We start from the raw sequence: 26,947 nt of genomic DNA on the forward strand, positions 1-26,947 counted from the left end.
CTCTCCTTATCGGTCTTCGAGTGCCGGCTAAACGGCTTGAGAAGGAGTATCGACGAGCGGTCATCTCAGAACAAATTCATTACCTGACTTGTATCAATAGAAATAAACAATACCTACGAATACAAAAAACCGGGCACTAGGCCCGGTTCTTTGTAGCAGACAGAACGTCTTACTCAGCAGCTTCTACAGCACCGCCGACCGGACGATCAACCAGCTCGACGTACGCCATAGGCGCGTTGTCGCCAGCGCGGAAACCGCACTTCAGGATGCGCAGGTAGCCGCCCTGACGGGTGGCGTAACGCTTGCCCAGGTCGTTGAACAGTTTGCCAACAGCGGACTTCGAACGGGTACGGTCGAAGGCCAGACGGCGGTTAGCAACGCTGTCTTCCTTGGCCAGGGTGATCAGCGGCTCGGCAACGCGGCGCAGTTCCTTGGCTTTCGGCAGGGTGGTTTTGATCAGCTCGTGCTCGATCAGCGACACTGCCATGTTCTGGAACATAGCCTTGCGGTGAGAGCTGGTACGGCTCAGGTGACGTCCACTTTTACGATGACGCATGATTCATTCCTTACCAAACACTACGTTCGGTGATTACGACGATCAGGCGGTCGCCTTGTCGTCTTTCTTAAGACTTGCAGGCGGCCAGTTGTCGAGGCGCATGCCGAGAGACAGACCACGAGAGGCCAGGACGTCCTTGATTTCAGTCAGGGACTTCTTACCCAGGTTAGGAGTCTTCAACAGCTCTACTTCGGTACGCTGAATCAGGTCGCCGATGTAGTAGATGTTCTCCGCCTTGAGGCAGTTGGCCGAACGTACAGTCAGTTCCAGGTCGTCAACCGGGCGCAGCAGGATCGGATCGATCTCGTCTTCCTGCTCGACTACGACAGGCTCACTGTCACCTTTGAGGTCGACGAACGCGGCCAGCTGCTGTTGCAGGATGGTCGCAGCGCGACGGATAGCCTCTTCAGGATCCAGGGTGCCGTTGGTTTCCAGATCAATGACCAGCTTGTCCAGGTTGGTACGCTGTTCAACACGGGCGTTCTCGACCACATAGGCGATACGACGCACCGGGCTGAACGAAGCGTCCAGCTGCAGACGGCCAATGCTACGGCTTTCGTCTTCGTCGGTTTGACGGGAGTCAGCCGGCTCGTAACCGCGACCACGAGCTACAGTGAGCTTCATGTTCAGGGCGCCGTTGGACGCCAGGTTCGCGATTACGTGATCGGGGTTGACGATCTCGACATCGTGATCCAGCTGAATATCGGCAGCGGTAACCACCCCCGAACCCTTTTTCGACAAGGTCAGCGTAACTTCGTCACGACCGTGCAGTTTGATAGCCAGGCCTTTCAGGTTCAACAGGATTTCAATTACGTCTTCCTGAACACCTTCGATCGCGGAGTACTCGTGGAGTACGCCATCGATCTCGGCCTCGACTACTGCACAGCCAGGCATGGAGGACAACAGGATGCGGCGCAGCGCGTTGCCCAGGGTATGGCCGAAACCACGCTCGAGAGGCTCGAGCGTAATCTTGGCGCGGGTCGGACTGACTACCTGCACATCAATATGGCGGGGAGTCAGGAACTCATTTACCGAAATCTGCATGGATGCACCTATTTTCTAGCCCTTACTTGGAGTAGAGCTCGACAATCAGGTTTTCGTTGATGTCGGCAGACAGGTCGCCGCGAGCAGGAACGTTCTTGAAAACGCCCGACTTCTTAGCGGAATCTACGTCTACCCACTCAACGCGGCCACGCTGGGCGCACAGTTCAAGGGCTTGAACAATGCGCAGCTGGTTCAGCGACTTCTCGCGAACCGCGACCACGTCACCCGGACGAACTTGGTAGGATGGAATGTTTACAGTTTTACCGTTGACGCTGATCGCTTTGTGCGAAACCAGCTGACGGGACTCGGAACGAGTCGAGCCGAAGCCCATACGGTAAACGACGTTATCCAGACGGCACTCGAGCAGTTGCAGCAGGTTCTCACCGGTTGCGCCTTTTTTCGAGGCAGCAGCTTGGTAGTAACCGCGGAACTGACGCTCCAGAACACCGTAGATACGACGAACTTTTTGTTTCTCGCGCAGCTGGGTACCGTAGTCGGACTGACGGCCACGGCGCTGGCCGTGGATACCTGGGGCTGCTTCGATGTTGCACTTCGATTCCAGAGCGCGAACGCCGCTCTTCAGGAACAGGTCGGTGCCTTCACGACGAGACAGTTTGCATTTTGGACCAATGTAACGTGCCATTCTTCTGTCTCCTGATTACACGCGACGCTTCTTCGGCGGACGGCACCCGTTGTGCGGGATAGGCGTCACGTCGGTGATGCTGGCGATCTTGTAGCCGCAGCTGTTCAATGCACGAACGGCGGATTCACGACCTGGACCTGGACCCTTGACGTTGACGTCGAGGTTCTTCAGACCATATTCCAGCGCAGCTTGACCAGCACGCTCAGCAGCAATCTGGGCTGCGAACGGGGTGGATTTGCGCGAACCACGGAAACCCGAACCACCGGAAGTAGCCCAGGACAGTGCGTTGCCCTGACGGTCGGTGATGGTCACGATGGTGTTGTTGAAAGAAGCGTGGATGTGGGCGATGCCATCAACCACTGTCTTTTTGACTTTCTTACGAGGACGAGCAGCAGGTTTTGCCATGTCTATATTCCTGGGCGATTACTTGCGGATCGGCTTACGCGGGCCCTTACGGGTGCGTGCGTTGGTCTTGGTGCGCTGACCGCGAACCGGCAGACCTTTACGATGACGCAGGCCGCGGTAGCAACCCAGGTCCATCAAGCGCTTGATCTTCATGTTGATGTCACGACGCAGGTCACCTTCGGTGGTGAACTTCGCGACTTCGCCACGCAGGGTTTCGATTTGCTCGTCGCTCAGATCCTTGATCTTAGCGGCTGGGTTGACACCAGCGTCTGCACAGATCTTCTGTGCAGTAGTGCGACCGACACCATAGATGTAGGTCAGCGAGATAACAGTATGCTTGTTATCTGGAATGTTGACGCCTGCAATACGGGCCATTCAGTGGGACTCCAATTGACAGCTACCTACGCCCCGGAAGCCAAGAAATAGGGCGCGAGATAATATCGCTGTAGAAACGAATAATCAACCCAGCAGCACACTAGCTGCTGGGTTTGAAGCGCAGATCACACTCAGCCTTGGCGCTGTTTGTGACGCGGTTCCGCGCTGCAGATCACTCGTACGACGCCTTCGCGACGGATGATCTTGCAGTTACGGCACAGCTTTTTCACCGATGCACGAACTTTCATTACCGACTCCTCGAACCTTAGGGGCGTATCAGCGCAGCAGACCACTGCCACCGTAGCCTTTCAGGTTGGCTTTCTTCATCAGGGATTCGTACTGGTGCGAAACGAGGTGCGATTGTACTTGGGACATGAAGTCCATCACAACCACTACCACAATCAGCAACGAGGTCCCGCCAAGGTAGAACGGCACATTTGCTGCCACCACCAGGAACTGGGGCAGAAGGCAGACGGCCATCATGTAAAGAGCACCGAACATGGTCAGACGAGTCAGAACGCCATCAATGTAGCGTGCGGACTGCTCACCAGGACGGATACCCGGAATAAAGGCACCGGACTTCTTCAGGTTTTCCGCTACGTCTTTCGGGTTGAACATCAACGCTGTGTAGAAGAAGCAGAAGAAAATGATCCCTGCACTAAACAGCAGAATGTTCAACGGCTGACCAGGAGCGATCGACTGCGAGATGTCCTGCAGCCAGCCCATACCTTCGGACTGACCGAACCAGGCACCCAGCGAAGCCGGGAACAGCAGAATGCTGCTCGCGAAAATGGCCGGGATAACCCCCGCCATGTTCACCTTCAGCGGCAAGTGGCTAGTCTGCGCGGCGAAGACCTTGCGGCCCTGCTGACGCTTGGCGTAGTGAACAGCGATACGACGCTGACCACGCTCAATGAACACCACGAAACCGATGATCGCTACTGCAAGCAAACCGATTGCGACCAGGGCGAAAATGTTGATATCGCCTGTGCGTGCAGACTCGAAAGACTGCCCGATTGCTCTCGGAAGACCGGCAACGATACCTGCGAAGATCAACATCGAGATACCGTTGCCCACACCGCGCTCGGTGATCTGCTCACCCAGCCACATCATGAACATCGCGCCTGCCACGAAGGTGGAGACAGCGACGACATAGAAGCCGAGGCCTACAGAAAACGCCACGCCCTGGTTGGCCAGGCCAATGGACATGCCAATGGCTTGAACCAGTGCCAGGATAACGGTGCCGTAGCGGGTGTACTGGCTGATCTTGCGACGGCCAGCTTCACCTTCCTTCTTCAACTGCTCCAGTTGCGGGCTGACTGCCGTCATCAGCTGCATGATGATCGATGCCGAGATGTACGGCATGATCCCCAGTGCAAAGATGCTCATGCGCTCGAGCGCGCCACCGGAAAACATGTTGAACAAGCTAAGAATGGTCCCCTCATTCTGCCGAAACAGATCCGCCAGACGGTCTGGATTGATGCCAGGAACCGGGATATGCGCACCTATCCGATAGACGATGATCGCCATGAACAGAAAGCGCAGACGAGCCCAGAGTTCCGACATCCCGCCCTTACCGAGCGAAGAGAGAGCACCTTGCTTAGCCATTTATTCCTCGAACTTGCCGCCAGCTGCTTCGATAGCCGCACGCGCACCCTTGGTGGCTGCGATACCCTTGATGGTGACTGCGCGAGTGACTTCGCCAGACAGCATGATTTTCACACGCTGTACGTTCTGGCCGATCACGTTGGCATCCTTCAGGGATTGCACGGATACCACGTCGCCTTCCACCTTGGCCAGCTCGGACAGACGCACTTCAGCGCGGTCCATGGCTTTCAGGGAAACGAAGCCGAACTTCGGCAGACGACGGTGCAGCGGCTGTTGACCGCCTTCGAAGCCAGGAGCGATCGAACCACCGGAACGGGAGGTCTGACCTTTGTGGCCACGGCCGCCGGTCTTACCCAGACCGCTACCGATACCACGACCTGGACGATGCTTCTCGCGACGGGAACCCGGCGCTGGACTCAGATCATTGAGCTTCATCGATTAACCCTCGACCTTCAGCATGTAGTAAGCCTTGTTGATCATCCCGCGGTTTTCGGGAGTATCCTGGACTTCTACAGTGTGACCGATGCGACGCAGACCCAGACCTTTAACGCACAGTTTGTGGTTAGGCAGGCGGCCCGAGACGCTCTTGATCAGCGTAACTTTTACGGTTGCCATGATTAGATGATCTCCTCAACGCTCTTGCCGCGCTTGGCAGCAATGGACTCAGGAGATTGCATGGCTTTCAGACCCTTGAAGGTGGCGTAAACCACGTTCACTGGGTTGGTCGAACCGTAGCACTTGGCCAGGACGTTCTGAACACCAGCAACTTCCAGGACGGCACGCATGGCGCCGCCGGCGATGATACCGGTACCTTCCGAGGCAGGCTGCATGTAAACCTTCGAGGCGCCGTGGGCGGCCTTGGTGGCGTACTGCAGGGTGGTGCCCTTCAGGTCAACCTGGATCATGTTGCGACGAGCAGCTTCCATGGCTTTCTGGATCGCGGCAGGTACTTCGCGCGACTTGCCACGGCCGAAACCAACGCGACCCTTGCCATCACCTACCACGGTCAGCGCGGTGAAGGTGAAGATACGGCCGCCTTTAACGGTTTTAGCTACGCGGTTAACTTGAACCAGCTTCTCGATGTAGCCTTCGTCGCGCTTTTGATCGTTATTTGCCATAACTTAGAACTCCAGCCCGCCTTCACGAGCAGCATCAGCCAGCGCTTTGACGCGGCCATGGTACTTGAAGCCGGAACGGTCAAAGGCAACTTGAGATACACCGGCGGCTTTCGCACGCTCAGCTACCAGCTTGCCAACCTTAGTGGCCGCGTCGATGTTGCCAGTGGCGCCATCACGCAGGTCTTTGTCCAAGGTCGAGGCGCTTGCCAGAACCTTGCTGCCGTCGGCCGAAATGACCTGGGCGTAGATGTGCTGCGAGGAGCGGAACACGCACAGGCGCACGACTTCGAGTTCGTGCATCTTGAGGCGTGCTTTGCGAGCGCGACGCAGTCGAGTAACTTTTTTGTCGGTCATTTGCTAGGCCCTACTTCTTCTTGGCTTCTTTACGACGGACTACTTCGTCCGCGTAACGTACACCCTTGCCCTTGTAAGGCTCTGGCGGACGGAACCCGCGGATTTCAGCGGCCACCTGACCTACCAGTTGCTTGTCGATACCCTTGATCAGGATGTCGGTCTGGCTAGGGGTTTCAGCGGTGATACCGGCTGGCAGTTCGTAGTCCACTGGGTGAGAGAAGCCCAGGGCCAGGTTCAGGACGGTGCCTTTGGCCTGTGCCTTGTAACCAACACCGACCAGCTGGAGCTTACGCTCGAAGCCTTGGCTTACGCCTTGGACCATGTTGTTGACCAGGGCACGGGTAGTACCGGCCATGGCGCGAGCTTGCTGGTCACCATTGCGAGCGACGAAACGCAGCTCACCAGACTCTTCGGTAACTTCAACAGACGAGTGAACGTTCAGTTCGAGAGTGCCCTTGGCACCCTTAACCGAAAGCTGTTGGCCGGCGAACTTGACTTCGACGCCAGCAGGCAGCTTAACGGGGTTCTTAGCGACGCGAGACATGCCTATCTCCCCTTAGAACACTGTGCACAGAACTTCGCCGCCGACACCGGCAGCGCGCGCAGCGCGGTCAGTCATCACACCTTTGTTGGTGGAGACGATAGACACGCCCAGGCCGCCACGTACTTTTGGCAGATCTGCGACGGACTTGTACTGGCGCAGGCCTGGACGGCTGGAGCGCTTCAGTTCCTCGATGACCGGACGGCCTTCGAAGTACTTCAGTTCGATCGACAGGGAAGGCTTGGCCTCACCAGATACCTGGTAGCCAGCGATGTAACCTTCGTCCTTCAGAACTTTGGCAACCGCGACCTTCAGGGTAGAGGAAGGCATGCTTACGACGGACTTTTCAGCCATCTGGGCATTACGGATGCGAGTTAGCATGTCCGCTAACGGGTCCTGCATACTCATGGGCTAGATGCTCCTGATACAAGAAATATTAGCCTTGCGGCTATCACAACCACTCGAGCAGGCAGGGTAAAAAACCCAGGCTCGGGTGAGCCGGTCATTCTAGACACAAGGCAGAAACGAAACAAGCCCCACGAGGGGGCTTGTTTGTAGACGAGATCACCGGCGGTCGGAAGATTGCTCCCCTTCCGCCGGGACCCTGCCTGCAGCGATTACCAGGAGGCTTTGACCAGGCCTGGTACGTCACCGCGCATTGCAGCTTGACGCAGCATGTTACGGCCCAGGCCGAACTTACGGTATACACCGTGAGGACGACCGGTCAGGCGGCAACGGTTGCGCAGGCGCGAAGCGCTCGCGTCACGTGGCTGCTTCTGCAGAGCGACAACGGCAGCGAAACGCTCTTCTGGAGAGGCGTTCAGGTTGACGATGGTCGCTTTCAGCTCAGCACGCTTCTTGGCGAACTTGGCTACCGTGAGCTGACGCTTCAGCTCGCGGTTCTTCATGCTCTTCTTGGCCATTTTCCTACTCCAATCAGTTGCGGAACGGGAATTTGAATGCACGCAGCAGAGCGCGGCCTTCGTCATCCGAACGAGCAGTGGTGGTCAGGGTGATGTCCAAACCGCGCAGAGCATCGATCTTGTCGTAGTCGATTTCCGGGAAGATGATCTGCTCTTTCACGCCCATGCTGTAGTTGCCACGGCCATCGAAGGACTTGGCATTCAGGCCGCGGAAGTCGCGGACCCGAGGCAGGGAGATCGCCAGCAGGCGGTCCAGGAATTCGTACATTTTTTCGCGACGCAGGGTCACCTTGACACCGATCGGCCAGCCTTCACGGACTTTGAAGCCCGCGATGGATTTACGAGCGAAAGTCACAACCGGCTTTTGACCAGTGATCTTTTCCAGGTCGGCAACAGCGTGCTCGATGACTTTCTTGTCACCGATTGCTTCGCCCAGACCCATGTTCAGGGTGATCTTGGTAACGCGCGGAACTTCCATCACGTTCGACAGCTTAAGTTCTTCCTTAAGCTTGGGAGCGATTTCGTTCCGGTAAATCTCTTTCAGTCGTGCCATGGTCTTCTACCTAGCAGTGTTCAAGCATCAACCGCTTTTTGGGTCGACTTGAAGACACGAATTTTTTTACCGTCTTCTACTTTGAAACCAACGCGGTCAGCCTTGTTGGTTTCGCCATTGAAGATGGCAACGTTGGAAGCGTGCAGAGGCGCTTCTTTTTCGACGATACCGCCCTGAACGCCCGCCATCGGGTTAGGCTTGGTATGACGCTTGACCAGGTTCACACCACCAACGACCAGACGGTCATCAGCCAGAACCTTCAGCACCTTACCGCGCTTACCTTTGTCTTTGCCGGCGATCACGATGATCTCGTCGTCACGACGAATCTTTTGCATGTCGGATCTCCTTACAGCACTTCAGGGGCGAGCGAGACGATCTTCATGAACTTCTCAGTACGAAGTTCACGGGTCACTGGCCCGAAGATGCGAGTGCCGATCGGCTCTTGCTTGGTGTTCAGCAGAACAGCAGCGTTGCCGTCGAAACGAATGATGGAACCGTCAGCGCGACGTACACCGTGACGGGTACGGACGACAACAGCAGTCATCACCTGGCCTTTTTTGACCTTACCGCGCGGAATTGCTTCCTTGACGGTTACTTTGATGATGTCACCGATACCGGCGTAACGGCGGTGCGAACCGCCGAGCACCTTGATGCACATGACGCGACGAGCGCCGCTGTTATCGGCCACATCGAGCATGGATTGAGTCTGAATCATAAAATTTCTCCGACCCTTAGCCCTTAGACTTCAACAGCGCGTTCGAGGACTTCAACCAGTGCCCAGGACTTGGTCTTGGCCAGCGGACGGGTTTCGCGGATGGAAACCTTGTCGCCGATCTTGCACTGGTTGGATTCGTCGTGCGCGTGCAGCTTAGTCGAACGCTTAACGTATTTACCGTAGATCGGGTGCTTGACGCGACGCTCGATCAGAACGGTGATGGTCTTGTCCATTTTGTCGCTGACGACACGGCCAGTCAGCGTACGGACGGTTTTTTCAGCTTCAGCCATGATCACTTACCTGCCTGCTGGTTAAGCACAGTTTTCACGCGAGCGATGTCACGCTTAACTTGCGAGAGCAGGTGCGACTGCCCCAACTGGCCAGTTGCTTTCTGCATACGCAGATTGAACTGGTCGCGCAGCAAGCCGAGCAGTTGCTCATTCAGTTGCTGTGCAGATTTTTCACGAAGTTCATTCGCTTTCATCACATCACCGTCCGCTTAACAAAGGAGGTGGCGAGAGGCAGCTTTGCAGCAGCCAGGGCGAAAGCTTCGCGCGCCAGCTCTTCAGAAACACCCTCGATCTCGTACAGGACTTTGCCTGGCTGGATCTGGGCAACCCAGTATTCCACGGAACCCTTACCTTTACCCATACGAACCTCGAGAGGCTTCTTGGAGATCGGCTTGTCCGGGAACACACGGATCCAGATCTTACCGCCACGCTTAACGTGACGGGTCAGCGCACGACGTGCGGACTCGATCTGGCGGGCGGTGAGGCGACCGCGAGCAACAGCTTTCAGGGCGAATTCGCCGAAGCTGACTTTGCTACCGCGCAGTGCCAGACCACGGTTGTGGCCGGTCATCTGCTTGCGGAATTTTGTACGCTTTGGTTGCAACATTTGGCGTACCCCTTACTTAGCAGCTTTTTTACGAGGCGCTGGTGCTTGTGGTTTCAGTTCTTCTTGGCGACCACCAATAACTTCGCCTTTGAAGATCCAAACCTTCACACCGATCACACCGTAAGTGGTGTGAGCTTCGTAGGTGTTGTAGTCGATATCGGCACGCAGGGTGTGCAGCGGCACACGACCTTCGCGATACCACTCGGTACGAGCAATCTCAGCACCGCCGAGACGACCGCTCACCTGGATCTTGATGCCCTTGGCACCAATACGCATGGCGTTCTGTACGGCGCGCTTCATGGCGCGACGGAACATTACGCGGCGCTCCAGCTGCTGAGCTACGCTCTGCGCAACCAGCATAGCGTCGAGTTCCGGCTTGCGGATCTCTTCGATGTTGATGTGCACAGGCACACCCATCTGCTTGGTCAGGTCCTGACGCAGCTTCTCGACATCTTCACCTTTCTTCCCGATAACGATACCTGGACGAGCGGTGTGGATGGTGATGCGTGCAGTTTGAGCCGGACGATGAATATCGATACGGCTTACGGACGCGCTTTTTAGTTTGTCTTGGAGGTACTCACGCGTTTTCAGATCCTTCAACAGGTAATCTGCGTAAGTAGCACCGTCTGCGTACCAGACGGAGGTGTGCTCCTTGACGATTCCCAGGCGAATGCCAGTGGGATGTACTTTCTGACCCATCTGATCGACTCCGTTACTTGTCCGCAACCTTGACAGTGATATGGCAAGACCGCTTGACGATGCGATCAGCACGGCCTTTGGCACGTGGCATGATGCGCTTCAGCGAACGCCCTTCGTTGACGAAGACGGTGGAGACCTTCAGGTCATCAACGTCTGCGCCTTCGTTGTGTTCGGCGTTGGCTACGGCCGACTCGAGGACTTTCTTCATGATTTCAGCGGCTTTTTTGCTGCTGAAGGCCAACAGGTTGAGCGCTTCGCCCACCTTCTTCCCGCGGATCTGGTCGGCGACCAAGCGGGCTTTCTGGGCGGAGATGCGAGCGCCCGACAACTTAGCGGCTACTTCCATTTCCTTACCCCTTAACGCGTGGCTTTCTTGTCAGCCACGTGCCCGCGGTAGGTGCGGGTACCGGCGAACTCGCCCAGTTTGTGGCCGACCATGTCTTCGTTCACGAGAACTGGGACATGTTGACGACCGTTGTGTACCGCGATGGTCAGACCGACCATTTGTGGCAGGATCATCGAACGGCGCGACCAGGTTTTAACTGGCTTGCGATCGTTCTTCTCCACCGCCACTTCGACCTTCTTCAACAGGTGAAGATCGATAAAAGGACCTTTTTTCAGAGAACGTGGCACTGTCGTATCCCTCTAGTTACTTGCGACGACGGACGATCATGTTGTCGGTACGCTTATTACCGCGGGTCTTCGCACCCTTGGTTGGGAAGCCCCATGGCGATACCGGATGACGACCACCGGAGGTACGACCTTCACCACCACCATGTGGGTGGTCAACCGGGTTCATGGCAACGCCACGAACGGTTGGGCGAACGCCGCGCCAGCGTTTGGCACCAGCTATAACCAGAGAACGCAGGCTGTGCTCGGAGTTCGAGACTTCGCCCAGGGTCGCACGGCACTCAGCCAGGACTTTACGCATTTCACCAGAGCGCAGACGCAGGGTCACGTAGACACCTTCACGAGCGATCAGCTGAGCCGAAGCACCAGCGGAACGTGCGATCTGAGCACCTTTACCCGGCTTCAGTTCGATGCCGTGAATGGTGCTACCTACTGGAATGTTGCGCAGCTGCAGGGAGTTACCGGCCTTGATTGGGGCCAGGGCACCTGCGATCAGCTGGTCGCCAGCGCTCACGCCTTTAGGGGCGATGATGTAGCGACGCTCACCGTCTGCGTAGCACAGCAGGGCGATGTGAGCAGTACGGTTCGGATCGTATTCGATACGCTCGACAGTGGCTGGAATGCCATCTTTGTCGTTGCGACGGAAGTCGACCAGACGGTAATGCTGCTTGTGACCACCACCAACGTGACGAGTGGTAATGCGGCCATTGTTGTTACGACCACCAGACTTCGATTTTTTCTCGATCAGCGGTGCGTGAGGAGCGCCTTTGTGCAGCTCCTTGTTGACCACCTTGACCACGAAACGGCGGCCAGGGGAAGTCGGTTTGCATTTAACGATTGCCATGATGCACCCCTTCCTTACTCAGCACTGCTGCTGAAATCGAGATCTTGGCCTGGCTGAAGGGAGACAATTGCCTTCTTCCAGTCATTACGCTTGCCCAGACCACGTGCGGTACGCTTGGTTTTACCCAGAACGTTAACAGTCGACACGTTTTCAACTTTTACGTTGAACAGGCCTTCGACAGCTTTCTTGATTTCCAGCTTGGTTGCATCGGTAGCAACCTTGAATACGAACTGGCCTTTTTTCTCAGCCAGAACGGTAGCCTTCTCGGAAACGTGCGGGCCAAGGAGGACTTTGAATACGCGTTCCTGGTTCATCCCAGCAGCTCCTCGAATTTCTTCACGGCCGAGACGGTGATCAACACCTTCTCGTATGCGATCAGACTGACCGGGTCGGAACCTTGAACGTCACGTACGTCGACGTGCGGCAGGTTGCGAGCAGCCAGGTACAGGTTCTGATCAACAGCGTCGGAAACGATCAGTACGTCGTTCAGACCCATGCCGTTCAGCTTGTTCAGCAGATCTTTGGTTTTCGGCGCTTCAACAGCGAAGTCCTGAACCACGACCAGACGGTCGCTACGCACCAGCTCAGCGAGGATGGAGCGCAGGGCTGCGCGGTACATCTTCTTGTTGAGCTTCTGCGAGTGATCTTGAGGACGAGCTGCGAAGGTTACACCACCGCCACGCCAGATCGGACCACGGGTGGTACCAGCACGAGCACGGCCAGTACCCTTCTGACGCCATGGGCGCTTACCGCCACCAGCCACGTCGGAACGGGTCTTTTGCTGCTTGGTGCCCTGACGGCCGCCGGCCATGTAGGCCACGACTGCTTGGTGTACCAGCGTCTCGTTGAATTCGCCACCGAAAGCCAGTTCGGAAACTTCGATCGCCTGAGCGTCATTTACATTAAGTTGCATGTCAGTATCCCCTTAACCGCGAGCCTTGACAGCTGGACGTACAACCACGTCGCCGCCAGTAGCGCCAGGAACGGCACCCTTGACGAGCAGCAGGTTGCGCTCAGCGTCTACGCGAACTACTTCCAGGGACTGAACAGTCACGCGCTCGGCGCCCATGTGACCGGACATTTTCTTGCCCTTGAACACACGACCAGGAGTCTGGCACTGGCCGATGGAACCTGGGACACGGTGCGACACGGAGTTACCGTGGGTGTTGTCCTGGCCACGGAAGTTCCAGCGCTTGATGGTACCGGCGAAGCCTTTACCTTTGGACTGACCAGTAACGTCTACCAGCTGGCCTGCAGTGAAGAGTTCAGCTTTGATCAGATCGCCAGCCTGGAAATCGCCTTCTTCAAGACGGAACTCCCAGACACCGCGACCAGCGGCAACGTTGGCCTTGGCGAAGTGGCCTGCCTGAGCGGCAGTCACACGCGAAGCACGACGCTCGCCGACAGTGACTTGCACTGCACGGTAGCCATCGGTTTCTTCAGTTTTGAACTGGGTGACACGATTCGGCTCGATCTCAATGACCGTGACCGGAATGGAGACACCTTCTTCGGTGAAAATGCGGGTCATACCGCACTTGCGACCGATTACACCAATAGTCATGTTGTAAACCTCATGAGTGTACGGGGCTTTCACCCGCTATGGCCGCCCATTTCAGAGCGTTACACGACTAGACCGAAGTCTTAGCCGAGGCTGATCTGTACTTCCACACCTGCCGCCAGATCAAGCTTCATCAGCGCATCAACGGTTTTATCCGTTGGCTGGACGATGTCCAGAACACGCTTATGAGTGCGGATCTCGTACTGGTCACGCGCGTCTTTGTTGACGTGCGGGGAGACCAGAACGGTGAAACGCTCTTTGCGGGTAGGCAGTGGAATAGGACCACGCACTTGTGCACCAGTACGTTTCGCGGTTTCCACGATTTCCTGGGTGGATTGGTCGATCAGGCGATGGTCGAAAGCCTTCAACCTGATACGGATTTGCTGATTTTGCATTGGATTTCAGACTCCAGGCTGTTCCCAACGGACGCACTACGCCCGCTAAAAGGAGGCGTGATTCTATAGACGCCCCCATTTAGTGTCAACCCAATAAAAAAAACCCCCGCTGAGCGGGGGTTTTTTCAATCGGTCGAGTGATTACTCGATGATTTTGGCTACGACGCCGGCGCCGACGGTACGACCGCCTTCACGGATAGCGAAGCGCAGACCGTCTTCCATTGCGATGGTCTTGATCAGGGTGACAGTCATCTGAATGTTGTCACCTGGCATTACCATTTCAACGCCTTCCGGCAGTTCGCAGTTACCGGTCACGTCAGTGGTACGGAAGTAGAACTGAGGACGGTAGCCTTTGAAGAACGGAGTGTGACGACCGCCTTCTTCCTTCGACAGAACGTAGACTTCTGCGGTGAACTTGGTGTGCGGCTTGACCGAACCTGGCTTGACCAGAACCTGGCCACGCTCAACGTCGTCACGCTTGGTACCACGCAGCAGAACACCGCAGTTCTCGCCAGCACGGCCTTCGTCCAGCAGCTTGCGGAACATCTCAACACCGGTGCAGGTGGTGGTAGAGGTGTCACGCAGACCAACGATTTCCAGCGGATCCTGAACGCGGACGATACCACGCTCGATACGACCGGTAACAACGGTACCACGACCCGAGATCGAGAATACGTCTTCGATTGGCATCAGGAATGGCTGATCGATGGCACGAACTGGCTCAGGGATGTAGGCATCCAGAGTCTCTACCAGCTTCTTGACAGCGGTAGTACCCATTTCGTTGTCGTCTTTGCCTTCCAGCGCCATACGAGCCGAACCGATGATGATCGGAGTGTCGTCGCCTGGGAAGTCGTAGGTGGACAGCAGGTCGCGAACTTCCATCTCGACCAGTTCCAGCAGCTCGGCGTCGTCTACCTGGTCTGCCTTGTTCAGGAAGACCACGAGGTACGGAACGCCTACCTGACGGGACAGCAGGATGTGGTCACGGGTTTGCGGCATCGGACCATCGGCGGCCGAGCTAACCAGGATTGCGCCGTCCATCTGGGCAGCACCGGTGATCATGTTCTTCACGTAGTCAGCGTGACCTGGGCAGTCAACGTGAGCGTAGTGACGAATGTTCGAGTTGTACTCGACGTGAGCGGTGTTGATGGTGATACCGCGCGCTTTTTCTTCCGGAGCCGAGTCGATCTTGTCGAACTCAACGACGGCCGAACCGAAAACTTCGGAGCAGACGCGAGTCAGAGCTGCGGTCAGAGTGGTCTTACCGTGGTCAACGTGGCCGATGGTGCCGACGTTAACGTGGGGAAGGGAACGATCAAATTTTTCTTTAGCCACGACAGTGAACCTCTTGCCTAAAGGGGATTAGCCTTGTTTTTTAACGAGTGCTTCGACGATGTTCGACGGAGCTTCGGCGTATTTGGAGAATTCCATGGAGTAGCTTGCGCGACCCTGAGACATGGAACGGACGTCGGTTGCGTAACCGAACATTTCTCCGAGCGGAACTTCAGCGCGGACGACGCGGCCGGAGACCGACTCATCCATACCTTGTACCAGACCACGACGACGGTTCAGGTCACCCATCACGTCACCCAGGTAGTCTTCCGGGGTTACAACTTCGACCTTCATGATCGGCTCGAGAACCACGCCGCCGCCCTTCTGGGCCAGCTGCTTGGTTGCCATCGAAGCGGCGATCTTGAACGCCATTTCGTTGGAGTCGACGTCGTGGTACGAACCATCGAATACCGCGGCCTTCAGGCCGATCAGAGGATAACCGGCAACAACGCCGTTTTTCATCTGCTCTTCGATACCCTTCTGGATCGCAGGGATGTATTCCTTCGGAATCACACCACCAACGACTTCGTTGGCGAACACCAGACCTTCGGTGATGTTGCCCTTGTCGTCCTGATCCGGCTCCGAGAAACGGATCCAGCAGTGACCGAACTGACCACGGCCGCCCGACTGACGAACGAACTTGCCTTCGATCTCGACGTTGGACTTGGTGATCTTCTCGCGGTACGAAACCTGCGGCTTACCGATGTTGGCTTCGACGTTGAACTCGCGCTTCATGCGGTCAACGAGGATGTCCAGGTGCAGCTCGCCCATACCGGAGATGATGGTCTGGCCGGTTTCTTCGTCGGTCTTGACGCGGAACGACGGGTCTTCTTGGGCCAGCTTGCCCAGTGCGATACCCATCTTCTCCTGGTCAGCCTTGGTTTTCGGCTCTACGGAGAGCGAAATTACCGGCTCAGGGAAGTCCATACGCTCGAGGATGATCGGCTTGTCGGCGTTGCACAGGGTGTCACCGGTGGTGACGTCCTTCATGCCGATCAGAGCAGCGATGTCGCCTGCACGTACTTCCTTGATTTCTTCACGCTGGTTGGCGTGCATCTGCACCATACGACCAACGCGCTCTTTCTTGCCCTTGACCGAGTTGATGACGGAGTCACCGGAGGTCAGGAAGCCCGAGTAAACGCGGACGAAGGTCAGAGTACCAACGAACGGGTCGGTGGCAATCTTGAACGCCAGAGCCGAGAACGGCTCGTCGTCGCTAGCGTGACGCTCGTCGTACTGCTCTGCAGTGACTTCATCCTTCGGCACTTCGGCCAGATCAGGGTGGATACCCTTGATCGCAGGAATTTCGGTCGGAGCAGGCAGGAAGTCGATGACGGCGTCGAGAACCAGGGGAACGCCCTTGTTCTTGAACGACGAACCGCAGACAGCCGGAACGATTTCGCTGGCCAGGGTGCGCGCGCGCAGGCCTGCCTTGATCTCTTCGACGGTCAGCTCACCTTCTTCAAGGTACTTGTTCATCAGCTCTTCGCTGGCTTCGGCGGCGGCTTCAACCATGTTGTTGCGCCATTCGTTAGCCAGGTCGACCAGCTCCGCAGGAATCTCTTCCTCGCGGTAGGTGGTGCCTTTGTCGTCTTCGTTCCAGTAGATGGCTTTCATCTTGATCAGGTCGACCTGACCCTGGAAGTCGTCTTCAGCACCGATAGCCAGCTGGATCGGAACCGGGGTGTGACCCAGGCGGTTCTTGATCTGGCCGACAACGCGCAGGAAGTTGGCACCAGCACGGTCCATCTTGTTCACGTAGACAACACGTGGAACGCCGTACTTGTTGGCCTGACGCCATACGGTTTCGGACTGTGGCTCAACGCCGGAAGTACCGCAGAACACAACGACCGCGCCGTCGAGTACACGCAGCGAACGCTCTACTTCAATGGTGAAGTCAACGTGGCCGGGGGTATCGATGACGTTTACGCGGTAGTTGTCGTACTGACCACGGGAACCTTTCCAGAAGGTGGTAACGGCAGCGGAGGTAATGGTGATACCGCGCTCCTGCTCCTGCACCATCCAGTCGGTGGTCGCGGCGCCGTCATGCACCTCGCCCATCTTGTGGCTCAGACCTGTGTAGAACAGGATCCGCTCGGTAGTGGTAGTCTTGCCCGCGTCAACGTGGGCGCAGATACCGATGTTACGGTAGCGGTTAATTGCTGTAGTACGAGCCATAAAGCCCTCGCAAAATGATTGATGCTTGAATTAGAAGCGGTAGTGCGAGAACGCTTTGTTGGCTTCAGCCATACGGTGCACGTCTTCACGCTTCTTGACTGCAGCACCTTTGCCTTCGGCAGCATCCAGCAGCTCGCCGGCCAGACGCAGAGCCATCGACTTCTCGCCGCGCTTGCGGGCGTAGTCTACGAGCCAGCGCATTGCCAGAGCGTTACGACGGGATGGACGAACTTCAACCGGAACCTGGTAAGTGGCACCGCCGACACGGCGGGACTTTACTTCGACCAGCGGAGCGATGGCGTCGAGAGCTTTCTCGAAGATTTCCAGGGGGTCGCTGTTCTTGCGTGCTTTGACGGTATCCAGGGCACCGTAAACGATGCGCTCGGCTACGGCCTTCTTGCCGCTTTCCATCACGTGGTTCATGAACTTGGCGAGGATCTGGGATCCGTACTTCGGATCGTCAAGGATCTCACGTTTTGCTGCTACACGACGTCTTGGCATGATAAGCCCTCAAACGGTCTTCAGGTTAGCCCGGGACGTGGGTCTGCGACCCCTGCCCGACCTTACTCTTATCGACTCAAAAAAATGGATGTCTGCAAACGGCCGATTACTTCGGACGCTTGGTACCGTATTTCGAACGACCCTGGTTACGGCCTTTAACGCCCGAAGTATCCAGAGAGCCGCGAACGGTGTGGTAACGAACACCTGGCAAGTCTTTTACACGGCCGCCACGGATCAGGACGACGCTGTGCTCTTGCAGGTTGTGGCCTTCACCACCGATGTACGAGGAAACCTCGAAACCGTTGGTCAAACGCACACGGCATACTTTACGCAGTGCCGAGTTAGGTTTTTTCGGCGTGGTGGTGTACACGCGGGTGCACACGCCACGACGCTGCGGGCAGTTCTGCAGCGCAGGAACGTCGGACTTCTCGACCGAACGCTTACGCGGCTGACGTACCAGCTGGTTGATAGTTGCCATCTACTAGCTCCACTGATTGTCTTGCGACTCTATTGTCTTGCAAGAAAGCCAAAAATTGGCGAGACGGAGCCTCACCAAATTTAAGGGTACAAAAGTCTACGGAGGATCTTGCACCCAGTCAAGACGAGGCCCCGGCCCTCCTCGCCCGATCATCGGCAACATTTGATGTCACCGATGGCCGCTCGAAGCTTGCCGGGGCCCTGCCCTGTACTTAGTTGCCGCTGGAGTTCAGCGCTTCGGTCAGTGCGGCTTCCACCTCACTGGCGCTCACACGCAGCGGTTTGTCGGCATCACGGCGGCGCTTGCGCTCGCTGTGGTAGGCCAGACCGGTACCCGCCGGGATCAGACGACCCACGACCACGTTCTCTTTCAGGCCGCGCAGGTAATCGCGCTTGCCGGTTACCGCCGCTTCGGTCAGTACGCGGGTGGTTTCCTGGAAGGAAGCCGCGGAGATGAACGACTCGGTCGACAGCGAGGCCTTGGTGATACCCAGCAGTACACGGGTGTACTTGGAGATGAACTTGTCTTCCGCTGCCAGGCGCTCGTTTTCCATCAGCACCTGGGTCAGTTCCATCTGGTCGCCCTTGATGAAGCTGGAATCACCCGACTCGGCGATCTCGACCTTGCGCAGCATCTGACGCAGGATGGTCTCGATGTGCTTGTCGTTGATCTTAACGCCTTGCAGACGGTAAACGTCCTGGATCTCGTTGACGATGTACTTCGCCAGCGCGCTCACACCCAGCAGACGCAGGATGTCGTGCGGATCGCTCGGGCCGTCGGAGATAACTTCGCCACGGTTTACCTGTTCGCCTTCGAAGACGTTCAGGTGGCGCCACTTCGGAATCAGCTCTTCGTACGGATCGCTACCGTCGGTCGGAGTGATGACCAGACGACGCTTGCCCTTGGTCTCTTTACCGAACGCGATGGTGCCGCTGACTTCAGCCAGAATCGAGGCTTCTTTCGGACGGCGCGCTTCGAACAGGTCGGCAACGCGCGGCAGACCACCGGTGATGTCACGGGTCTTCGACGTTTCTTGCGGGATACGCGCGATAACGTCACCAACACCGATCTGGGCACCGTCAGCCACACCAACGAGGGCGTTGGCCGGCAGGAAGTACTGGGCAGGTACGTCGGTACCTGGCAGGTACAGGTCCTTGCCAGCGGCGTCGACCATCTTGATTGCCGGACGGATTTCCTTGCCTGCGGCAGGGCGATCCTTGACGTCCAGCACTTCAATGTTGGTCAAGCCGGTCAGTTCATCGGTCTGACGCTTGATGGTGATGTTTTCTTCCATGCCCACGAAGGTCACGGTACCTTTCAGTTCGGTAACGATCGGGTGGGTGTGCGGGTCCCACTTGGCGACGATGGCGCCAGCTTCGACCTTGTCACCTTCCTTGACCGAAATCACCGCACCGTAAGGCAGCTTGTAACGCTCACGCTCACGACCGAATTCGTCGGCAATGGCCAGCTCGCCGGAACGCGATACGGCAACCAGGTTACCGTCGGCACGCTCAACCTGTTTCAGGTTGTGCAGACGCACCATACCGCCGTTCTTCACCTGGACGCTGTCGGCAGCCGAGGTACGGCTTGCAGCACCACCGATGTGGAACGTACGCATGGTCAGCTGGGTACCCGGCTCACCGATCGACTGTGCAGCGATAACGCCGACAGCTTCACCGATGTTCACCTGGTGACCACGAGCCAGGTCACGACCGTAGCACTTGGCGCAGATACCGAAGCGGGTTTCGCAGTTGATCGGCGAACGCACGATCACTTCGTCGATGCTGTTCAGCTCGATGAACTCTACCCACTGCTCGTCGACCAGAGTACCGGCCGGAACGATGACGTCCTCGGTGCCTGGCTTGAACACGTCACGGGCAATGACACGGCCCAGTACGCGCTCACCCAGCGGCTCTACAACGTCGCCGCCTTCGATGTGCGGGGTCATCAGCAGGCCCTGGTCGGTACCGCAGTCGATCTCGGTAACCACCAGATCCTGGGCAACGTCTACCAGACGACGAGTCAGGTAACCGGAGTTCGCAGTCTTCAGTGCGGTATCCGCCAGACCCTTACGAGCACCGTGAGTCGAGATGAAGTACTGGAGTACGCTCAGACCTTCACGGAAGTTCGCGGTGATCGGCGTCTCGATGATCGAGCCGTCCGGCTTGGCCATCAGGCCACGCATACCGGCCAGCTGACGGATCTGGGCTGCGGAACCCCGCGCACCCGAGTCAGCCATCATGTACATCGAGTTGAAGGACTCTTGATCGACTTCGTTGCCGTCGCGGTCGATGACCTTCTCTTTCGAGAGGTTGGCCATCATCGCCTTGGACACTTCGTCGTTCGCCTTCGACCACAAGTCGATGACCTTGTTGTACTTCTCGCCCTGGGTTACCAGGCCGGAAGCGTACTGGCTCTCGATTTCCTTCACTTCATCGGTAGCGTTACCGATGATGCGGGCTTTCTCGTCCGGGATAACGAAGTCGTTAACACCGATGGAAACGCCGGAAATGGTCGAGTAAGCGAAACCGGTGTACATCAGCTGGTCAGCGAAGATAACGGTCTCTTTCAGACCAACCACGCGGTAGCACTGGTTGATCAGCTTGGAGATCGCCTTCTTCTTCATCGGCTGGTTGACCACGTCGTACGGCAGGCCTGCCGGTACTACCTGGAACAGCAGCGCACGGCCGACGGTTGTGTCGACGATGCGGGTATTCTTGACCACCGAACCGTCACGCTCTTTCACGGTTTCGTTGATACGAACCTTGATTTTCGCGTGCAGGGCAGCTTCGCCGGCGCGGAATACGCGGTCGACTTCCTGCAGGTCGGCGAATACGCGACCTTCGCCCTTGGCGTTGATGGCTTCACGGGTCATGTAGTACAGACCCAGTACAACGTCCTGCGACGGAACGATGATTGGCTCACCGTTGGCTGGCGACAGGATGTTGTTGGTCGACATCATCAGCGCGCGCGCTTCGAGCTGGGCTTCCAGCGTCAGCGGCACGTGAACGGCCATCTGGTCACCGTCGAAGTCGGCGTTGTACGCGGCACAGACCAGCGGGTGCAGCTGGATAGCCTTACCTTCGATCAGAACCGGTTCAAAGGCCTGGATACCCAGACGGTGCAGGGTCGGCGCACGGTTGAGCAGTACGGGGTGTTCGCGGATCACCTCGGCGAGCACGTCCCACACCTCTGGCAGCTCGCGCTCGACCATCTTCTTGGCAGCCTTGATGGTGGTCGCCAGACCACGCATTTCCAGCTTGCCGAAAATGAACGGCTTGAACAGCTCGAGGGCCATCTTCTTCGGCAGACCGCACTGGTGCAGACGCAGGGTCGGGCCTACGGTAATTACCGAACGGCCGGAGTAGTCCACACGCTTACCGAGCAGGTTCTGACGGAAGCGACCTTGCTTACCTTTGATCATGTCGGCCAGGGACTTCAGCGGACGCTTGTTCGAGCCAGTGATGGCGCGACCGCGACGGCCGTTGTCCAGCAGGGCGTCGACCGCTTCCTGCAGCATGCGCTTTTCGTTGCGCACGATGATGTCCGGCGCCGACAGATCGAGCAGGCGCTTCAGACGGTTGTTACGGTTGATCACCCGACGATACAGGTCGTTCAGGTCGGAGGTCGCGAAGCGGCCACCATCCAGCGGCACCAGCGGACGCAGGTCCGGCGGCAGTACTGGCAGGACGGTCAGGACCATCCACTCAGGCAGGTTGCCCGAGCCCTGGAAAGCTTCCATCAGCTTCAGGCGCTTGGACAGCTTCTTGATCTTGGTTTCCGAGTTGGTCTGCGGAATCTCTTCGCGCAGGCGGCCGATCTCGTGCTCCAGGTCGATAGCGTGCAGCAGCTCGCGGACAGCCTCGGCACCCATGCGGGCGTCGAAGTCGTCACCGAACTCTTCCAGCGCTTCGAAGTACTGCTCGTCGTTCAGCAGCTGACCCTTCTCGAGGGTGGTCATGCCCGGGTCGATCACGACGTAGCTCTCGAAATAGAGCACGCGCTCGATGTCACGCAGGGTCATGTCCATCAGCAGGCCGATACGGGACGGCAGCGACTTCAGGAACCAGATGTGGGCAACCGGCGAGGCCAGTTCGATGTGCGCCATGCGCTCACGACGAACCTTGGCCAGGGCAACTTCAACGCCGCACTTCTCGCAGATTACACCGCGGTGCTTGAGGCGCTTGTACTTGCCGCACAGGCACTCGTAGTCCTTGACTGGGCCAAAGATCTTGGCGCAGAACAGGCCGTCACGCTCAGGCTTGAACGTACGGTAGTTGATGGTTTCCGGCTTCTTAACTTCACCGAACGACCACGAACGGATCATTTCAGGCGACGCCAGACCGATGCGGATGGCGTCGAACTCTTCGACTTGACCCTGGTTTTTCAGCAAATTCAGTAGGTCTTTCAAGGCCTTTCCTCCTGGCGGAGCAGGGAGCGGGCATTACCTGCCCCACTCCCCTTCGCGTCACGTGTTATTCGGTTTCCAGATCGATATCGATACCGAGCGAACGGATCTCTTTGATCAACACGTTGAAGGACTCGGGCATGCCCGGCTCCATACGGTGATCGCCATCCACGATGTTCTTGTACATCTTGGTACGGCCGTTCACGTCGTCCGACTTCACTGTGAGCATTTCTTGCAGGGTGTATGCCGCGCCGTATGCTTCCAGCGCCCACACTTCCATCTCCCCGAAACGCTGACCACCGAACTGCGCCTTACCACCCAGCGGCTGCTGGGTAACCAGGCTGTAGGAACCAGTGGAACGCGCGTGCATCTTGTCGTCCACCAAGTGGTTCAGCTTGAGCATGTACATGTAACCAACGGTCACAGGACGCTCGAACTTGTTGCCGGTACGGCCGTCGAACAGCACCATCTGGCCGCTTTCTGGCAGGTCTGCCAGTTTCAGCATGGCCTTGATCTCACGCTCCTTGGCACCGTCGAAGACTGGGGTGGCCATTGGCACGCCTTTCTTCAGGTTGTTCGCCAGGGCGATGATCTCTTCGTCGGTGAACTCTTCCAGGTTCTCCTGACGACCACCGATCTCGTTGTAGATCTCGGTGAGGAAGGTACGCAGTTCAGCGGCTTTACGCTGCTCTTCGATCATGCGGTCGATCTTCTCGCCCAGGCCTTTGGCCGCGAGGCCCAGGTGGGTTTCGAGGATCTGACCGACGTTCATACGCGAAGGTACGCCCAGCGGGTTCAGTACGACGTCGACCGGAGTACCGTTGGCATCGTGCGGCATGTCTTCTACCGGCATGATTACCGAGACGACACCCTTGTTACCGTGACGACCGGCCATCTTGTCACCCGGCTGGATGCGACGGCGGATTGCCAGGTAGACCTTGACGATCTTCAGTACGCCCGGAGCCAGGTCATCGCCCTGCTGCAGCTTGCGCTTCTTGTCTTCGAACTTGTCGTCCAGCAGGCGACGGCGATCGACGATGTACTGCTGAGCCTTTTCCAGCTGCTCGTTCAGTGCATCTTCGGCCATGCGCAGTTTGAACCACTGGCCGTGCTCCAGACCGTCCAGCACTTCGTCAGTGATCACGGTGCCTTTCTTCAGGCCCGCGCCACCGTCGACCACCTGGCCGTTCAGGGCAGCACGCAGACGTTCGAAGGTTGCACCTTCGACGATGCGGAACTCTTCGTTGAGGTCCTTGCGGATCTCGTCCAGCTGCATCTTCTCGATGGACAGGGCGCGGCTGTCGCGCTCGACGCCATCACGGGTGAAGACCTGTACGTCGATGACGGTACCCTTGGTGCCGGTCGGCACGCGCAGGGAGGTGTCCTTAACGTCGCTGGCCTTCTCACCGAAGATTGCGCGCAGCAGTTTTTCTTCCGGAGTCAGCTGGGTTTCGCCTTTTGGCGTGACCTTGCCGACCAGGATGTCGCCAGCGCCGACTTCGGCACCCACGTACACGATACCGGCTTCGTCCAGCTTGTTCAGTGCGGCTTCACCCACGTTCGGGATGTCCGCAGTGATTTCCTCTGGGCCAAGCTTGGTGTCACGCGCCACACAGGTCAGTTCCTGGATGTGGATGGTGGTGAAGCGGTCTTCCTGAACCACACGCTCGGACAGGCAGATGGAGTCTTCGAAGTTGAAGCCGTTCCACGCCATGAACGCGATGCGCATGTTCTGACCCAGTGCCAGTTCACCCATGTCGGTGGACGGGCCGTCGGCCATGATGTCGCCACGCTGAACCTTGTCACCCTTGCTTACCAGCGGACGCTGGTTGATGCAGGTGTTCTGGTTAGAACGGGTGTACTTGGTCAGGTTGTAGATATCCACACCGGCTTCACCGGTCTCGACTTCGTCATCGGCAACGCGAACGACGATACGGCTGGCGTCGACCGAGTCGATCACACCACCGCGTCGAGCAACCACGCAGACACCGGAGTCACGGGCAACGTTGCGCTCCATGCCGGTACCGACCAGCGGCTTGTCTGCACGCAGGGTAGGTACAGCCTGACGCTGCATGTTCGAACCCATCAATGCACGGTTGGCGTCGTCGTGCTCGAGGAACGGAATCAGCGATGCTGCGACGGACACAACCTGCTTCGGCGAAACGTCCATCAGGGTGACGTCTTCCGGCGCCTTGACGGTGAATTCGTTCAGGTGACGAACCGCTACCAGCTCATCGATCAGCTGCTTCTTCTCGTTCATCGCGGCCGAAGCCTGAGCGATCACGTGATCCGCTTCTTCGATGGCCGACAGGAACACGATGTCGTCGCTGACCACGCCTTCCTTCACCACGCGGTACGGGCTTTCCAGGAAGCCGTACTGGTTGGTGCGGGCATAGGCTGCCAGGGAGTTGATCAGACCGATGTTCGGACCTTCAGGGGTCTCGATCGGGCACACGCGGCCGTAGTGGGTCGGGTGTACGTCACGGACTTCGAAGCCGGCGCGCTCACGGGTCAGACCGCCAGGGCCGAGTGCGGAGACACGGCGCTTGTGGGTGATCTCGGAGAGCGGGTTGTTCTGGTCCATGAACTGCGAGAGCTGGCTGGAACCGAAGAACTCTTTCACCGCCGCCGCAACCGGCTTGGCGTTGATCAGGTCTTGCGGCATCAGGCCTTCGCTTTCGGCCATCGACAGACGTTCCTTGACCGCACGCTCAACACGTACCAGGCCAACACGGAACTGGTTCTCGGCCATCTCGCCGACGCAACGAACGCGACGGTTACCCAGGTGGTCGATGTCGTCGACGATGCCTTTGCCGTTACGGATATCGACCAGGGTCTTCAGAACCTCGACGATGTCTTCCTTGCTCAGCACGCCCGAACCTTCGATCTCGGTACGACCGATACGACGGTTGAACTTCATGCGGCCTACGGCGGACAGGTCGTAACGTTCGGCGCTGAAGAACAGGTTGTTGAACAGGGTCTCGGCAGCATCCTTGGTCGGCGGCTCGCCTGGACGCATCATGCGGTAGATCTCGACCAGGGCTTCCAGCTGGTTGCTGGTGGTGTCGATCTTCAGGGTATCCGAGATGAACGGACCGCAGTCGATGTCGTTGGTGTACAGGGTCTCGATGCGGACGACCTGAGCCTTGGCGATCTTGATCAGCAGCTCGGTGGTCAGCTCGGTGTTGCACTCGGCCAGGATCTCGCCAGTGGCCGGGTGAACGATGGCCTTGGCAGTGGTGCGGCCGAGGACGTATTCCATCGGCACGTCCAGCTGGTTTACACCGGCCTTCTCGAGCTGATTGACGTGGCGCGCAGTGATGCGGCGGCCCTGCTCGACAATGACCTTGCCAGCGCCGTCATGGATGTCCATGACCGCAACTTCACCACGCAGACGCTGAGGTACCAGTTCCAGGCTGAGTTTCTCGCCGGAAATGTGGAAGACGTTGGTGGTGTAGAAGGTGTTGAGCACTTCTTCCGTGCTGTAACCCAGCGCGCGCAGCAGCACCGAGGCCGGCAGTTTGCGGCGACGGTCGATACGCACGAACACGCAGTCTTTCGGGTCGAACTCGAAGTCCAGCCACGAACCGCGGTAAGGGATGATGCGAGCGGAGTACAGCAGCTTGCCGGAGCTGTGCGTCTTGCCACGGTCGTGGTCGAAGAACACACCAGGCGAACGGTGCAGCTGGGAAACGATTACTCGTTCGGTACCGTTGATAACGAAGGTACCGTTCTCAGTCATCAGGGGGATTTCACCCATGTAGACTTCTTGCTCTTTGATGTCCTTGATCGCTTTGTTCGACGATTCCTTGTCGAAGATGATCAGGCGCACCTTGACCCGCAGTGGGACCGCGAAGGTCACGCCACGCAGGACACATTCCTTCACATCGAAGGCGGGATCGCCCAGGCGGTAGCCTACGTACTCCAGGGCAGCATTGCCGGAGTAGCTGATGATCGGGAATACCGACTTGAAGGCCGCGTGCAGGCCGACGTCACGGAACTGATCCTTGGATGCTCCCGCTTGCAGGAATTCGCGATACGAATCCAGCTGGATGGCCAGAAGATATGGCACATCCATGACGTCCGGCAACTTGCTAAAGTCCTTGCGGATACGTTTTTTCTCAGTGTATGAGTAAGCCATCAGCGTTCCCCAGCTTGGTCACCTGCTTGTTTGGCTTCTCCCGGCGGGAGC

34 protein-coding genes are annotated in these 26,947 nt (G+C 57.5%); all 34 read right to left on the reverse strand.

The window, feature by feature from the left end:
• Window positions 1–169: 169 nt before the first annotated feature.
• The gene (rplQ, locus tag ACIPZ5_RS16050) at window positions 170–556 is read right to left on the reverse strand and encodes a 50S ribosomal protein L17 (protein ID WP_003255451.1); all 387 of its coding nucleotides are present in this window, start codon (window positions 554–556) and stop codon (window positions 170–172) included.
• A 42-nt stretch (window positions 557–598) separates the two neighbouring features.
• On the reverse strand, window positions 599–1,600 hold the full coding sequence (locus tag ACIPZ5_RS16055; RefSeq protein ID WP_003255452.1) for a DNA-directed RNA polymerase subunit alpha: 1,002 nt from the start codon (window positions 1,598–1,600) through the stop codon (window positions 599–601).
• 22 nt (window positions 1,601–1,622) lie between these two features.
• The gene (gene rpsD / locus ACIPZ5_RS16060) at window positions 1,623–2,243 is read right to left on the reverse strand and encodes a 30S ribosomal protein S4 (RefSeq protein ID WP_027917844.1); all 621 of its coding nucleotides are present in this window, start codon (window positions 2,241–2,243) and stop codon (window positions 1,623–1,625) included.
• 15 nt (window positions 2,244–2,258) lie between these two features.
• Window positions 2,259–2,648: a 30S ribosomal protein S11 gene (gene rpsK / locus ACIPZ5_RS16065; RefSeq protein WP_003255454.1), complete on the reverse strand. Its 390-nt coding sequence runs from the start codon at window positions 2,646–2,648 to the stop codon at window positions 2,259–2,261.
• An 18-nt stretch (window positions 2,649–2,666) separates the two neighbouring features.
• Window positions 2,667–3,023, reverse strand: coding sequence for a 30S ribosomal protein S13 (gene rpsM, locus ACIPZ5_RS16070; RefSeq protein ID WP_003255457.1), 357 nt, complete (start codon window positions 3,021–3,023; stop codon window positions 2,667–2,669).
• Window positions 3,024–3,154: 131 nt separating this feature from the next.
• Window positions 3,155–3,271: a 50S ribosomal protein L36 gene (rpmJ, locus tag ACIPZ5_RS16075; RefSeq protein WP_002555468.1), complete on the reverse strand. Its 117-nt coding sequence runs from the start codon at window positions 3,269–3,271 to the stop codon at window positions 3,155–3,157.
• Between the two features lie 28 nt (window positions 3,272–3,299).
• On the reverse strand, window positions 3,300–4,631 hold the full coding sequence (gene secY / locus ACIPZ5_RS16080) for a preprotein translocase subunit SecY (RefSeq protein ID WP_016393394.1): 1,332 nt from the start codon (window positions 4,629–4,631) through the stop codon (window positions 3,300–3,302).
• Window positions 4,632–5,066 carry a 50S ribosomal protein L15 gene (gene rplO / locus ACIPZ5_RS16085; protein ID WP_023382625.1) on the reverse strand — a complete coding sequence of 145 codons (435 nt, stop codon included), beginning with the start codon at window positions 5,064–5,066 and terminating at the stop codon, window positions 4,632–4,634.
• Between the two features lie 3 nt (window positions 5,067–5,069).
• On the reverse strand, window positions 5,070–5,246 hold the full coding sequence (gene rpmD, locus ACIPZ5_RS16090; protein WP_003255463.1) for a 50S ribosomal protein L30: 177 nt from the start codon (window positions 5,244–5,246) through the stop codon (window positions 5,070–5,072).
• A gap of 2 nt (window positions 5,247–5,248) precedes the next feature.
• Window positions 5,249–5,749: a 30S ribosomal protein S5 gene (gene rpsE, locus ACIPZ5_RS16095; protein ID WP_023382626.1), complete on the reverse strand. Its 501-nt coding sequence runs from the start codon at window positions 5,747–5,749 to the stop codon at window positions 5,249–5,251.
• 3 nt (window positions 5,750–5,752) lie between these two features.
• Window positions 5,753–6,103: a 50S ribosomal protein L18 gene (rplR, locus tag ACIPZ5_RS16100; protein WP_008089801.1), complete on the reverse strand. Its 351-nt coding sequence runs from the start codon at window positions 6,101–6,103 to the stop codon at window positions 5,753–5,755.
• Between the two features lie 10 nt (window positions 6,104–6,113).
• Entirely contained in the window at window positions 6,114–6,647 is a 534-nt protein-coding gene (gene rplF, locus ACIPZ5_RS16105) for a 50S ribosomal protein L6 (RefSeq protein WP_261941771.1), read from the reverse strand.
• Between the two features lie 12 nt (window positions 6,648–6,659).
• A complete protein-coding gene (gene rpsH, locus ACIPZ5_RS16110) occupies window positions 6,660–7,052 on the reverse strand; it encodes a 30S ribosomal protein S8 (protein WP_084857318.1) in 393 nt (130 codons plus the stop codon).
• Between the two features lie 209 nt (window positions 7,053–7,261).
• Complete coding sequence (gene rpsN, locus ACIPZ5_RS16115; protein ID WP_003255472.1) at window positions 7,262–7,567, reverse strand: 30S ribosomal protein S14; 306 nt, start codon at window positions 7,565–7,567, stop codon at window positions 7,262–7,264.
• 13 nt (window positions 7,568–7,580) lie between these two features.
• A complete protein-coding gene (gene rplE, locus ACIPZ5_RS16120; protein WP_012316517.1) occupies window positions 7,581–8,120 on the reverse strand; it encodes a 50S ribosomal protein L5 in 540 nt (179 codons plus the stop codon).
• A 20-nt stretch (window positions 8,121–8,140) separates the two neighbouring features.
• Window positions 8,141–8,455, reverse strand: a complete 315-nt coding sequence (gene rplX, locus ACIPZ5_RS16125) for a 50S ribosomal protein L24 (protein ID WP_016715319.1) — start codon at window positions 8,453–8,455, stop codon at window positions 8,141–8,143.
• A gap of 11 nt (window positions 8,456–8,466) precedes the next feature.
• Window positions 8,467–8,835 carry a 50S ribosomal protein L14 gene (gene rplN / locus ACIPZ5_RS16130; RefSeq protein ID WP_008089810.1) on the reverse strand — a complete coding sequence of 123 codons (369 nt, stop codon included), beginning with the start codon at window positions 8,833–8,835 and terminating at the stop codon, window positions 8,467–8,469.
• 23 nt (window positions 8,836–8,858) lie between these two features.
• Window positions 8,859–9,125 (reverse strand): 30S ribosomal protein S17, encoded by a 267-nt coding sequence (rpsQ, locus tag ACIPZ5_RS16135; protein ID WP_008089812.1) that lies wholly within the window; start codon window positions 9,123–9,125, stop codon window positions 8,859–8,861.
• Between the two features lie 2 nt (window positions 9,126–9,127).
• Window positions 9,128–9,319, reverse strand: a complete 192-nt coding sequence (gene rpmC / locus ACIPZ5_RS16140) for a 50S ribosomal protein L29 (protein ID WP_002555481.1) — start codon at window positions 9,317–9,319, stop codon at window positions 9,128–9,130.
• Window positions 9,319–9,732: a 50S ribosomal protein L16 gene (gene rplP / locus ACIPZ5_RS16145; protein WP_003255479.1), complete on the reverse strand. Its 414-nt coding sequence runs from the start codon at window positions 9,730–9,732 to the stop codon at window positions 9,319–9,321. The genes rpmC and rplP overlap by 1 nt, the downstream gene beginning before the upstream one ends.
• A 12-nt stretch (window positions 9,733–9,744) precedes the next feature.
• Window positions 9,745–10,431 carry a 30S ribosomal protein S3 gene (rpsC, locus tag ACIPZ5_RS16150; RefSeq protein ID WP_003255481.1) on the reverse strand — a complete coding sequence of 229 codons (687 nt, stop codon included), beginning with the start codon at window positions 10,429–10,431 and terminating at the stop codon, window positions 9,745–9,747.
• 13 nt (window positions 10,432–10,444) lie between these two features.
• On the reverse strand, window positions 10,445–10,777 hold the full coding sequence (gene rplV / locus ACIPZ5_RS16155; RefSeq protein ID WP_003103908.1) for a 50S ribosomal protein L22: 333 nt from the start codon (window positions 10,775–10,777) through the stop codon (window positions 10,445–10,447).
• An 11-nt stretch (window positions 10,778–10,788) separates the two neighbouring features.
• Window positions 10,789–11,064, reverse strand: a complete 276-nt coding sequence (gene rpsS / locus ACIPZ5_RS16160; RefSeq protein WP_400809621.1) for a 30S ribosomal protein S19 — start codon at window positions 11,062–11,064, stop codon at window positions 10,789–10,791.
• Window positions 11,065–11,080: 16 nt separating this feature from the next.
• Window positions 11,081–11,905 (reverse strand): 50S ribosomal protein L2, encoded by an 825-nt coding sequence (gene rplB / locus ACIPZ5_RS16165; protein WP_400809623.1) that lies wholly within the window; start codon window positions 11,903–11,905, stop codon window positions 11,081–11,083.
• 14 nt (window positions 11,906–11,919) lie between these two features.
• Entirely contained in the window at window positions 11,920–12,219 is a 300-nt protein-coding gene (gene rplW, locus ACIPZ5_RS16170; RefSeq protein ID WP_003255484.1) for a 50S ribosomal protein L23, read from the reverse strand.
• Window positions 12,216–12,818 carry a 50S ribosomal protein L4 gene (rplD, locus tag ACIPZ5_RS16175; protein WP_027917846.1) on the reverse strand — a complete coding sequence of 201 codons (603 nt, stop codon included), beginning with the start codon at window positions 12,816–12,818 and terminating at the stop codon, window positions 12,216–12,218. Before rplD ends, rplW begins: the two co-directional genes overlap by 4 nt.
• A 12-nt stretch (window positions 12,819–12,830) precedes the next feature.
• Window positions 12,831–13,466 carry a 50S ribosomal protein L3 gene (rplC, locus tag ACIPZ5_RS16180; protein WP_003257089.1) on the reverse strand — a complete coding sequence of 212 codons (636 nt, stop codon included), beginning with the start codon at window positions 13,464–13,466 and terminating at the stop codon, window positions 12,831–12,833.
• A gap of 80 nt (window positions 13,467–13,546) precedes the next feature.
• Window positions 13,547–13,858 carry a 30S ribosomal protein S10 gene (gene rpsJ / locus ACIPZ5_RS16185; protein ID WP_003186070.1) on the reverse strand — a complete coding sequence of 104 codons (312 nt, stop codon included), beginning with the start codon at window positions 13,856–13,858 and terminating at the stop codon, window positions 13,547–13,549.
• Window positions 13,859–13,999: 141 nt separating this feature from the next.
• The gene (gene tuf / locus ACIPZ5_RS16190) at window positions 14,000–15,193 is read right to left on the reverse strand and encodes an elongation factor Tu (protein WP_400809626.1); all 1,194 of its coding nucleotides are present in this window, start codon (window positions 15,191–15,193) and stop codon (window positions 14,000–14,002) included.
• Window positions 15,194–15,220: 27 nt separating this feature from the next.
• The gene (gene fusA, locus ACIPZ5_RS16195; RefSeq protein ID WP_261941772.1) at window positions 15,221–17,368 is read right to left on the reverse strand and encodes an elongation factor G; all 2,148 of its coding nucleotides are present in this window, start codon (window positions 17,366–17,368) and stop codon (window positions 15,221–15,223) included.
• Between the two features lie 30 nt (window positions 17,369–17,398).
• A complete protein-coding gene (gene rpsG / locus ACIPZ5_RS16200) occupies window positions 17,399–17,869 on the reverse strand; it encodes a 30S ribosomal protein S7 (RefSeq protein ID WP_003246741.1) in 471 nt (156 codons plus the stop codon).
• Between the two features lie 106 nt (window positions 17,870–17,975).
• The gene (rpsL, locus tag ACIPZ5_RS16205; protein ID WP_003255492.1) at window positions 17,976–18,347 is read right to left on the reverse strand and encodes a 30S ribosomal protein S12; all 372 of its coding nucleotides are present in this window, start codon (window positions 18,345–18,347) and stop codon (window positions 17,976–17,978) included.
• A 211-nt stretch (window positions 18,348–18,558) separates the two neighbouring features.
• Window positions 18,559–22,758 (reverse strand): DNA-directed RNA polymerase subunit beta', encoded by a 4,200-nt coding sequence (gene rpoC, locus ACIPZ5_RS16210; RefSeq protein ID WP_261941773.1) that lies wholly within the window; start codon window positions 22,756–22,758, stop codon window positions 18,559–18,561.
• Window positions 22,759–22,822: 64 nt separating this feature from the next.
• A complete protein-coding gene (gene rpoB, locus ACIPZ5_RS16215; protein ID WP_261941774.1) occupies window positions 22,823–26,896 on the reverse strand; it encodes a DNA-directed RNA polymerase subunit beta in 4,074 nt (1,357 codons plus the stop codon).
• Between the last annotated feature and the right edge of the window lie 51 nt (window positions 26,897–26,947).

Origin of the sequence: Pseudomonas sp. NPDC089428, from assembly GCF_044749325.1 — a bacterium.
Taxonomy (GTDB): domain Bacteria; phylum Pseudomonadota; class Gammaproteobacteria; order Pseudomonadales; family Pseudomonadaceae; genus Aquipseudomonas.

What these genes read in the sequence shown, in the direction of transcription:
- rplQ (WP_003255451.1), bottom strand. Translation starts at nt 556, where the DNA reads ATGCGTCATCGTAAAAGTGGACGTCACCTGAGCCGTACCAGCTCTCAC.
- ACIPZ5_RS16055 (WP_003255452.1), bottom strand. Translation starts at nt 1,600, where the DNA reads ATGCAGATTTCGGTAAATGAGTTCCTGACTCCCCGCCATATTGATGTG.
- rpsD (WP_027917844.1), bottom strand. Translation starts at nt 2,243, where the DNA reads ATGGCACGTTACATTGGTCCAAAATGCAAACTGTCTCGTCGTGAAGGC.
- rpsK (WP_003255454.1), bottom strand. Translation starts at nt 2,648, where the DNA reads ATGGCAAAACCTGCTGCTCGTCCTCGTAAGAAAGTCAAAAAGACAGTG.
- rpsM (WP_003255457.1), bottom strand. Translation starts at nt 3,023, where the DNA reads ATGGCCCGTATTGCAGGCGTCAACATTCCAGATAACAAGCATACTGTT.
- rpmJ (WP_002555468.1), bottom strand. Translation starts at nt 3,271, where the DNA reads ATGAAAGTTCGTGCATCGGTGAAAAAGCTGTGCCGTAACTGCAAGATC.
- secY (WP_016393394.1), bottom strand. Translation starts at nt 4,631, where the DNA reads ATGGCTAAGCAAGGTGCTCTCTCTTCGCTCGGTAAGGGCGGGATGTCG.
- rplO (WP_023382625.1), bottom strand. Translation starts at nt 5,066, where the DNA reads ATGAAGCTCAATGATCTGAGTCCAGCGCCGGGTTCCCGTCGCGAGAAG.
- rpmD (WP_003255463.1), bottom strand. Translation starts at nt 5,246, where the DNA reads ATGGCAACCGTAAAAGTTACGCTGATCAAGAGCGTCTCGGGCCGCCTG.
- rpsE (WP_023382626.1), bottom strand. Translation starts at nt 5,749, where the DNA reads ATGGCAAATAACGATCAAAAGCGCGACGAAGGCTACATCGAGAAGCTG.
- rplR (WP_008089801.1), bottom strand. Translation starts at nt 6,103, where the DNA reads ATGACCGACAAAAAAGTTACTCGACTGCGTCGCGCTCGCAAAGCACGC.
- rplF (WP_261941771.1), bottom strand. Translation starts at nt 6,647, where the DNA reads ATGTCTCGCGTCGCTAAGAACCCCGTTAAGCTGCCTGCTGGCGTCGAA.
- rpsH (WP_084857318.1), bottom strand. Translation starts at nt 7,052, where the DNA reads ATGAGTATGCAGGACCCGTTAGCGGACATGCTAACTCGCATCCGTAAT.
- rpsN (WP_003255472.1), bottom strand. Translation starts at nt 7,567, where the DNA reads ATGGCCAAGAAGAGCATGAAGAACCGCGAGCTGAAGCGTCAGCTCACG.
- rplE (WP_012316517.1), bottom strand. Translation starts at nt 8,120, where the DNA reads ATGGCACGACTGAAAGAGATTTACCGGAACGAAATCGCTCCCAAGCTT.
- rplX (WP_016715319.1), bottom strand. Translation starts at nt 8,455, where the DNA reads ATGCAAAAGATTCGTCGTGACGACGAGATCATCGTGATCGCCGGCAAA.
- rplN (WP_008089810.1), bottom strand. Translation starts at nt 8,835, where the DNA reads ATGATTCAGACTCAATCCATGCTCGATGTGGCCGATAACAGCGGCGCT.
- rpsQ (WP_008089812.1), bottom strand. Translation starts at nt 9,125, where the DNA reads ATGGCTGAAGCTGAAAAAACCGTCCGTACGCTGACTGGCCGTGTCGTC.
- rpmC (WP_002555481.1), bottom strand. Translation starts at nt 9,319, where the DNA reads ATGAAAGCGAATGAACTTCGTGAAAAATCTGCACAGCAACTGAATGAG.
- rplP (WP_003255479.1), bottom strand. Translation starts at nt 9,732, where the DNA reads ATGTTGCAACCAAAGCGTACAAAATTCCGCAAGCAGATGACCGGCCAC.
- rpsC (WP_003255481.1), bottom strand. Translation starts at nt 10,431, where the DNA reads ATGGGTCAGAAAGTACATCCCACTGGCATTCGCCTGGGAATCGTCAAG.
- rplV (WP_003103908.1), bottom strand. Translation starts at nt 10,777, where the DNA reads ATGGAAGTAGCCGCTAAGTTGTCGGGCGCTCGCATCTCCGCCCAGAAA.
- rplB (WP_400809623.1), bottom strand. Translation starts at nt 11,905, where the DNA reads ATGGCAATCGTTAAATGCAAACCGACTTCCCCTGGCCGCCGTTTCGTG.
- rplW (WP_003255484.1), bottom strand. Translation starts at nt 12,219, where the DNA reads ATGAACCAGGAACGCGTATTCAAAGTCCTCCTTGGCCCGCACGTTTCC.
- rplD (WP_027917846.1), bottom strand. Translation starts at nt 12,818, where the DNA reads ATGCAACTTAATGTAAATGACGCTCAGGCGATCGAAGTTTCCGAACTG.
- rplC (WP_003257089.1), bottom strand. Translation starts at nt 13,466, where the DNA reads ATGACTATTGGTGTAATCGGTCGCAAGTGCGGTATGACCCGCATTTTC.
- rpsJ (WP_003186070.1), bottom strand. Translation starts at nt 13,858, where the DNA reads ATGCAAAATCAGCAAATCCGTATCAGGTTGAAGGCTTTCGACCATCGC.
- fusA (WP_261941772.1), bottom strand. Translation starts at nt 17,368, where the DNA reads ATGGCTCGTACTACAGCAATTAACCGCTACCGTAACATCGGTATCTGC.
- rpsG (WP_003246741.1), bottom strand. Translation starts at nt 17,869, where the DNA reads ATGCCAAGACGTCGTGTAGCAGCAAAACGTGAGATCCTTGACGATCCG.
- rpsL (WP_003255492.1), bottom strand. Translation starts at nt 18,347, where the DNA reads ATGGCAACTATCAACCAGCTGGTACGTCAGCCGCGTAAGCGTTCGGTC.
- rpoB (WP_261941774.1), bottom strand. Translation starts at nt 26,896, where the DNA reads ATGGCTTACTCATACACTGAGAAAAAACGTATCCGCAAGGACTTTAGC.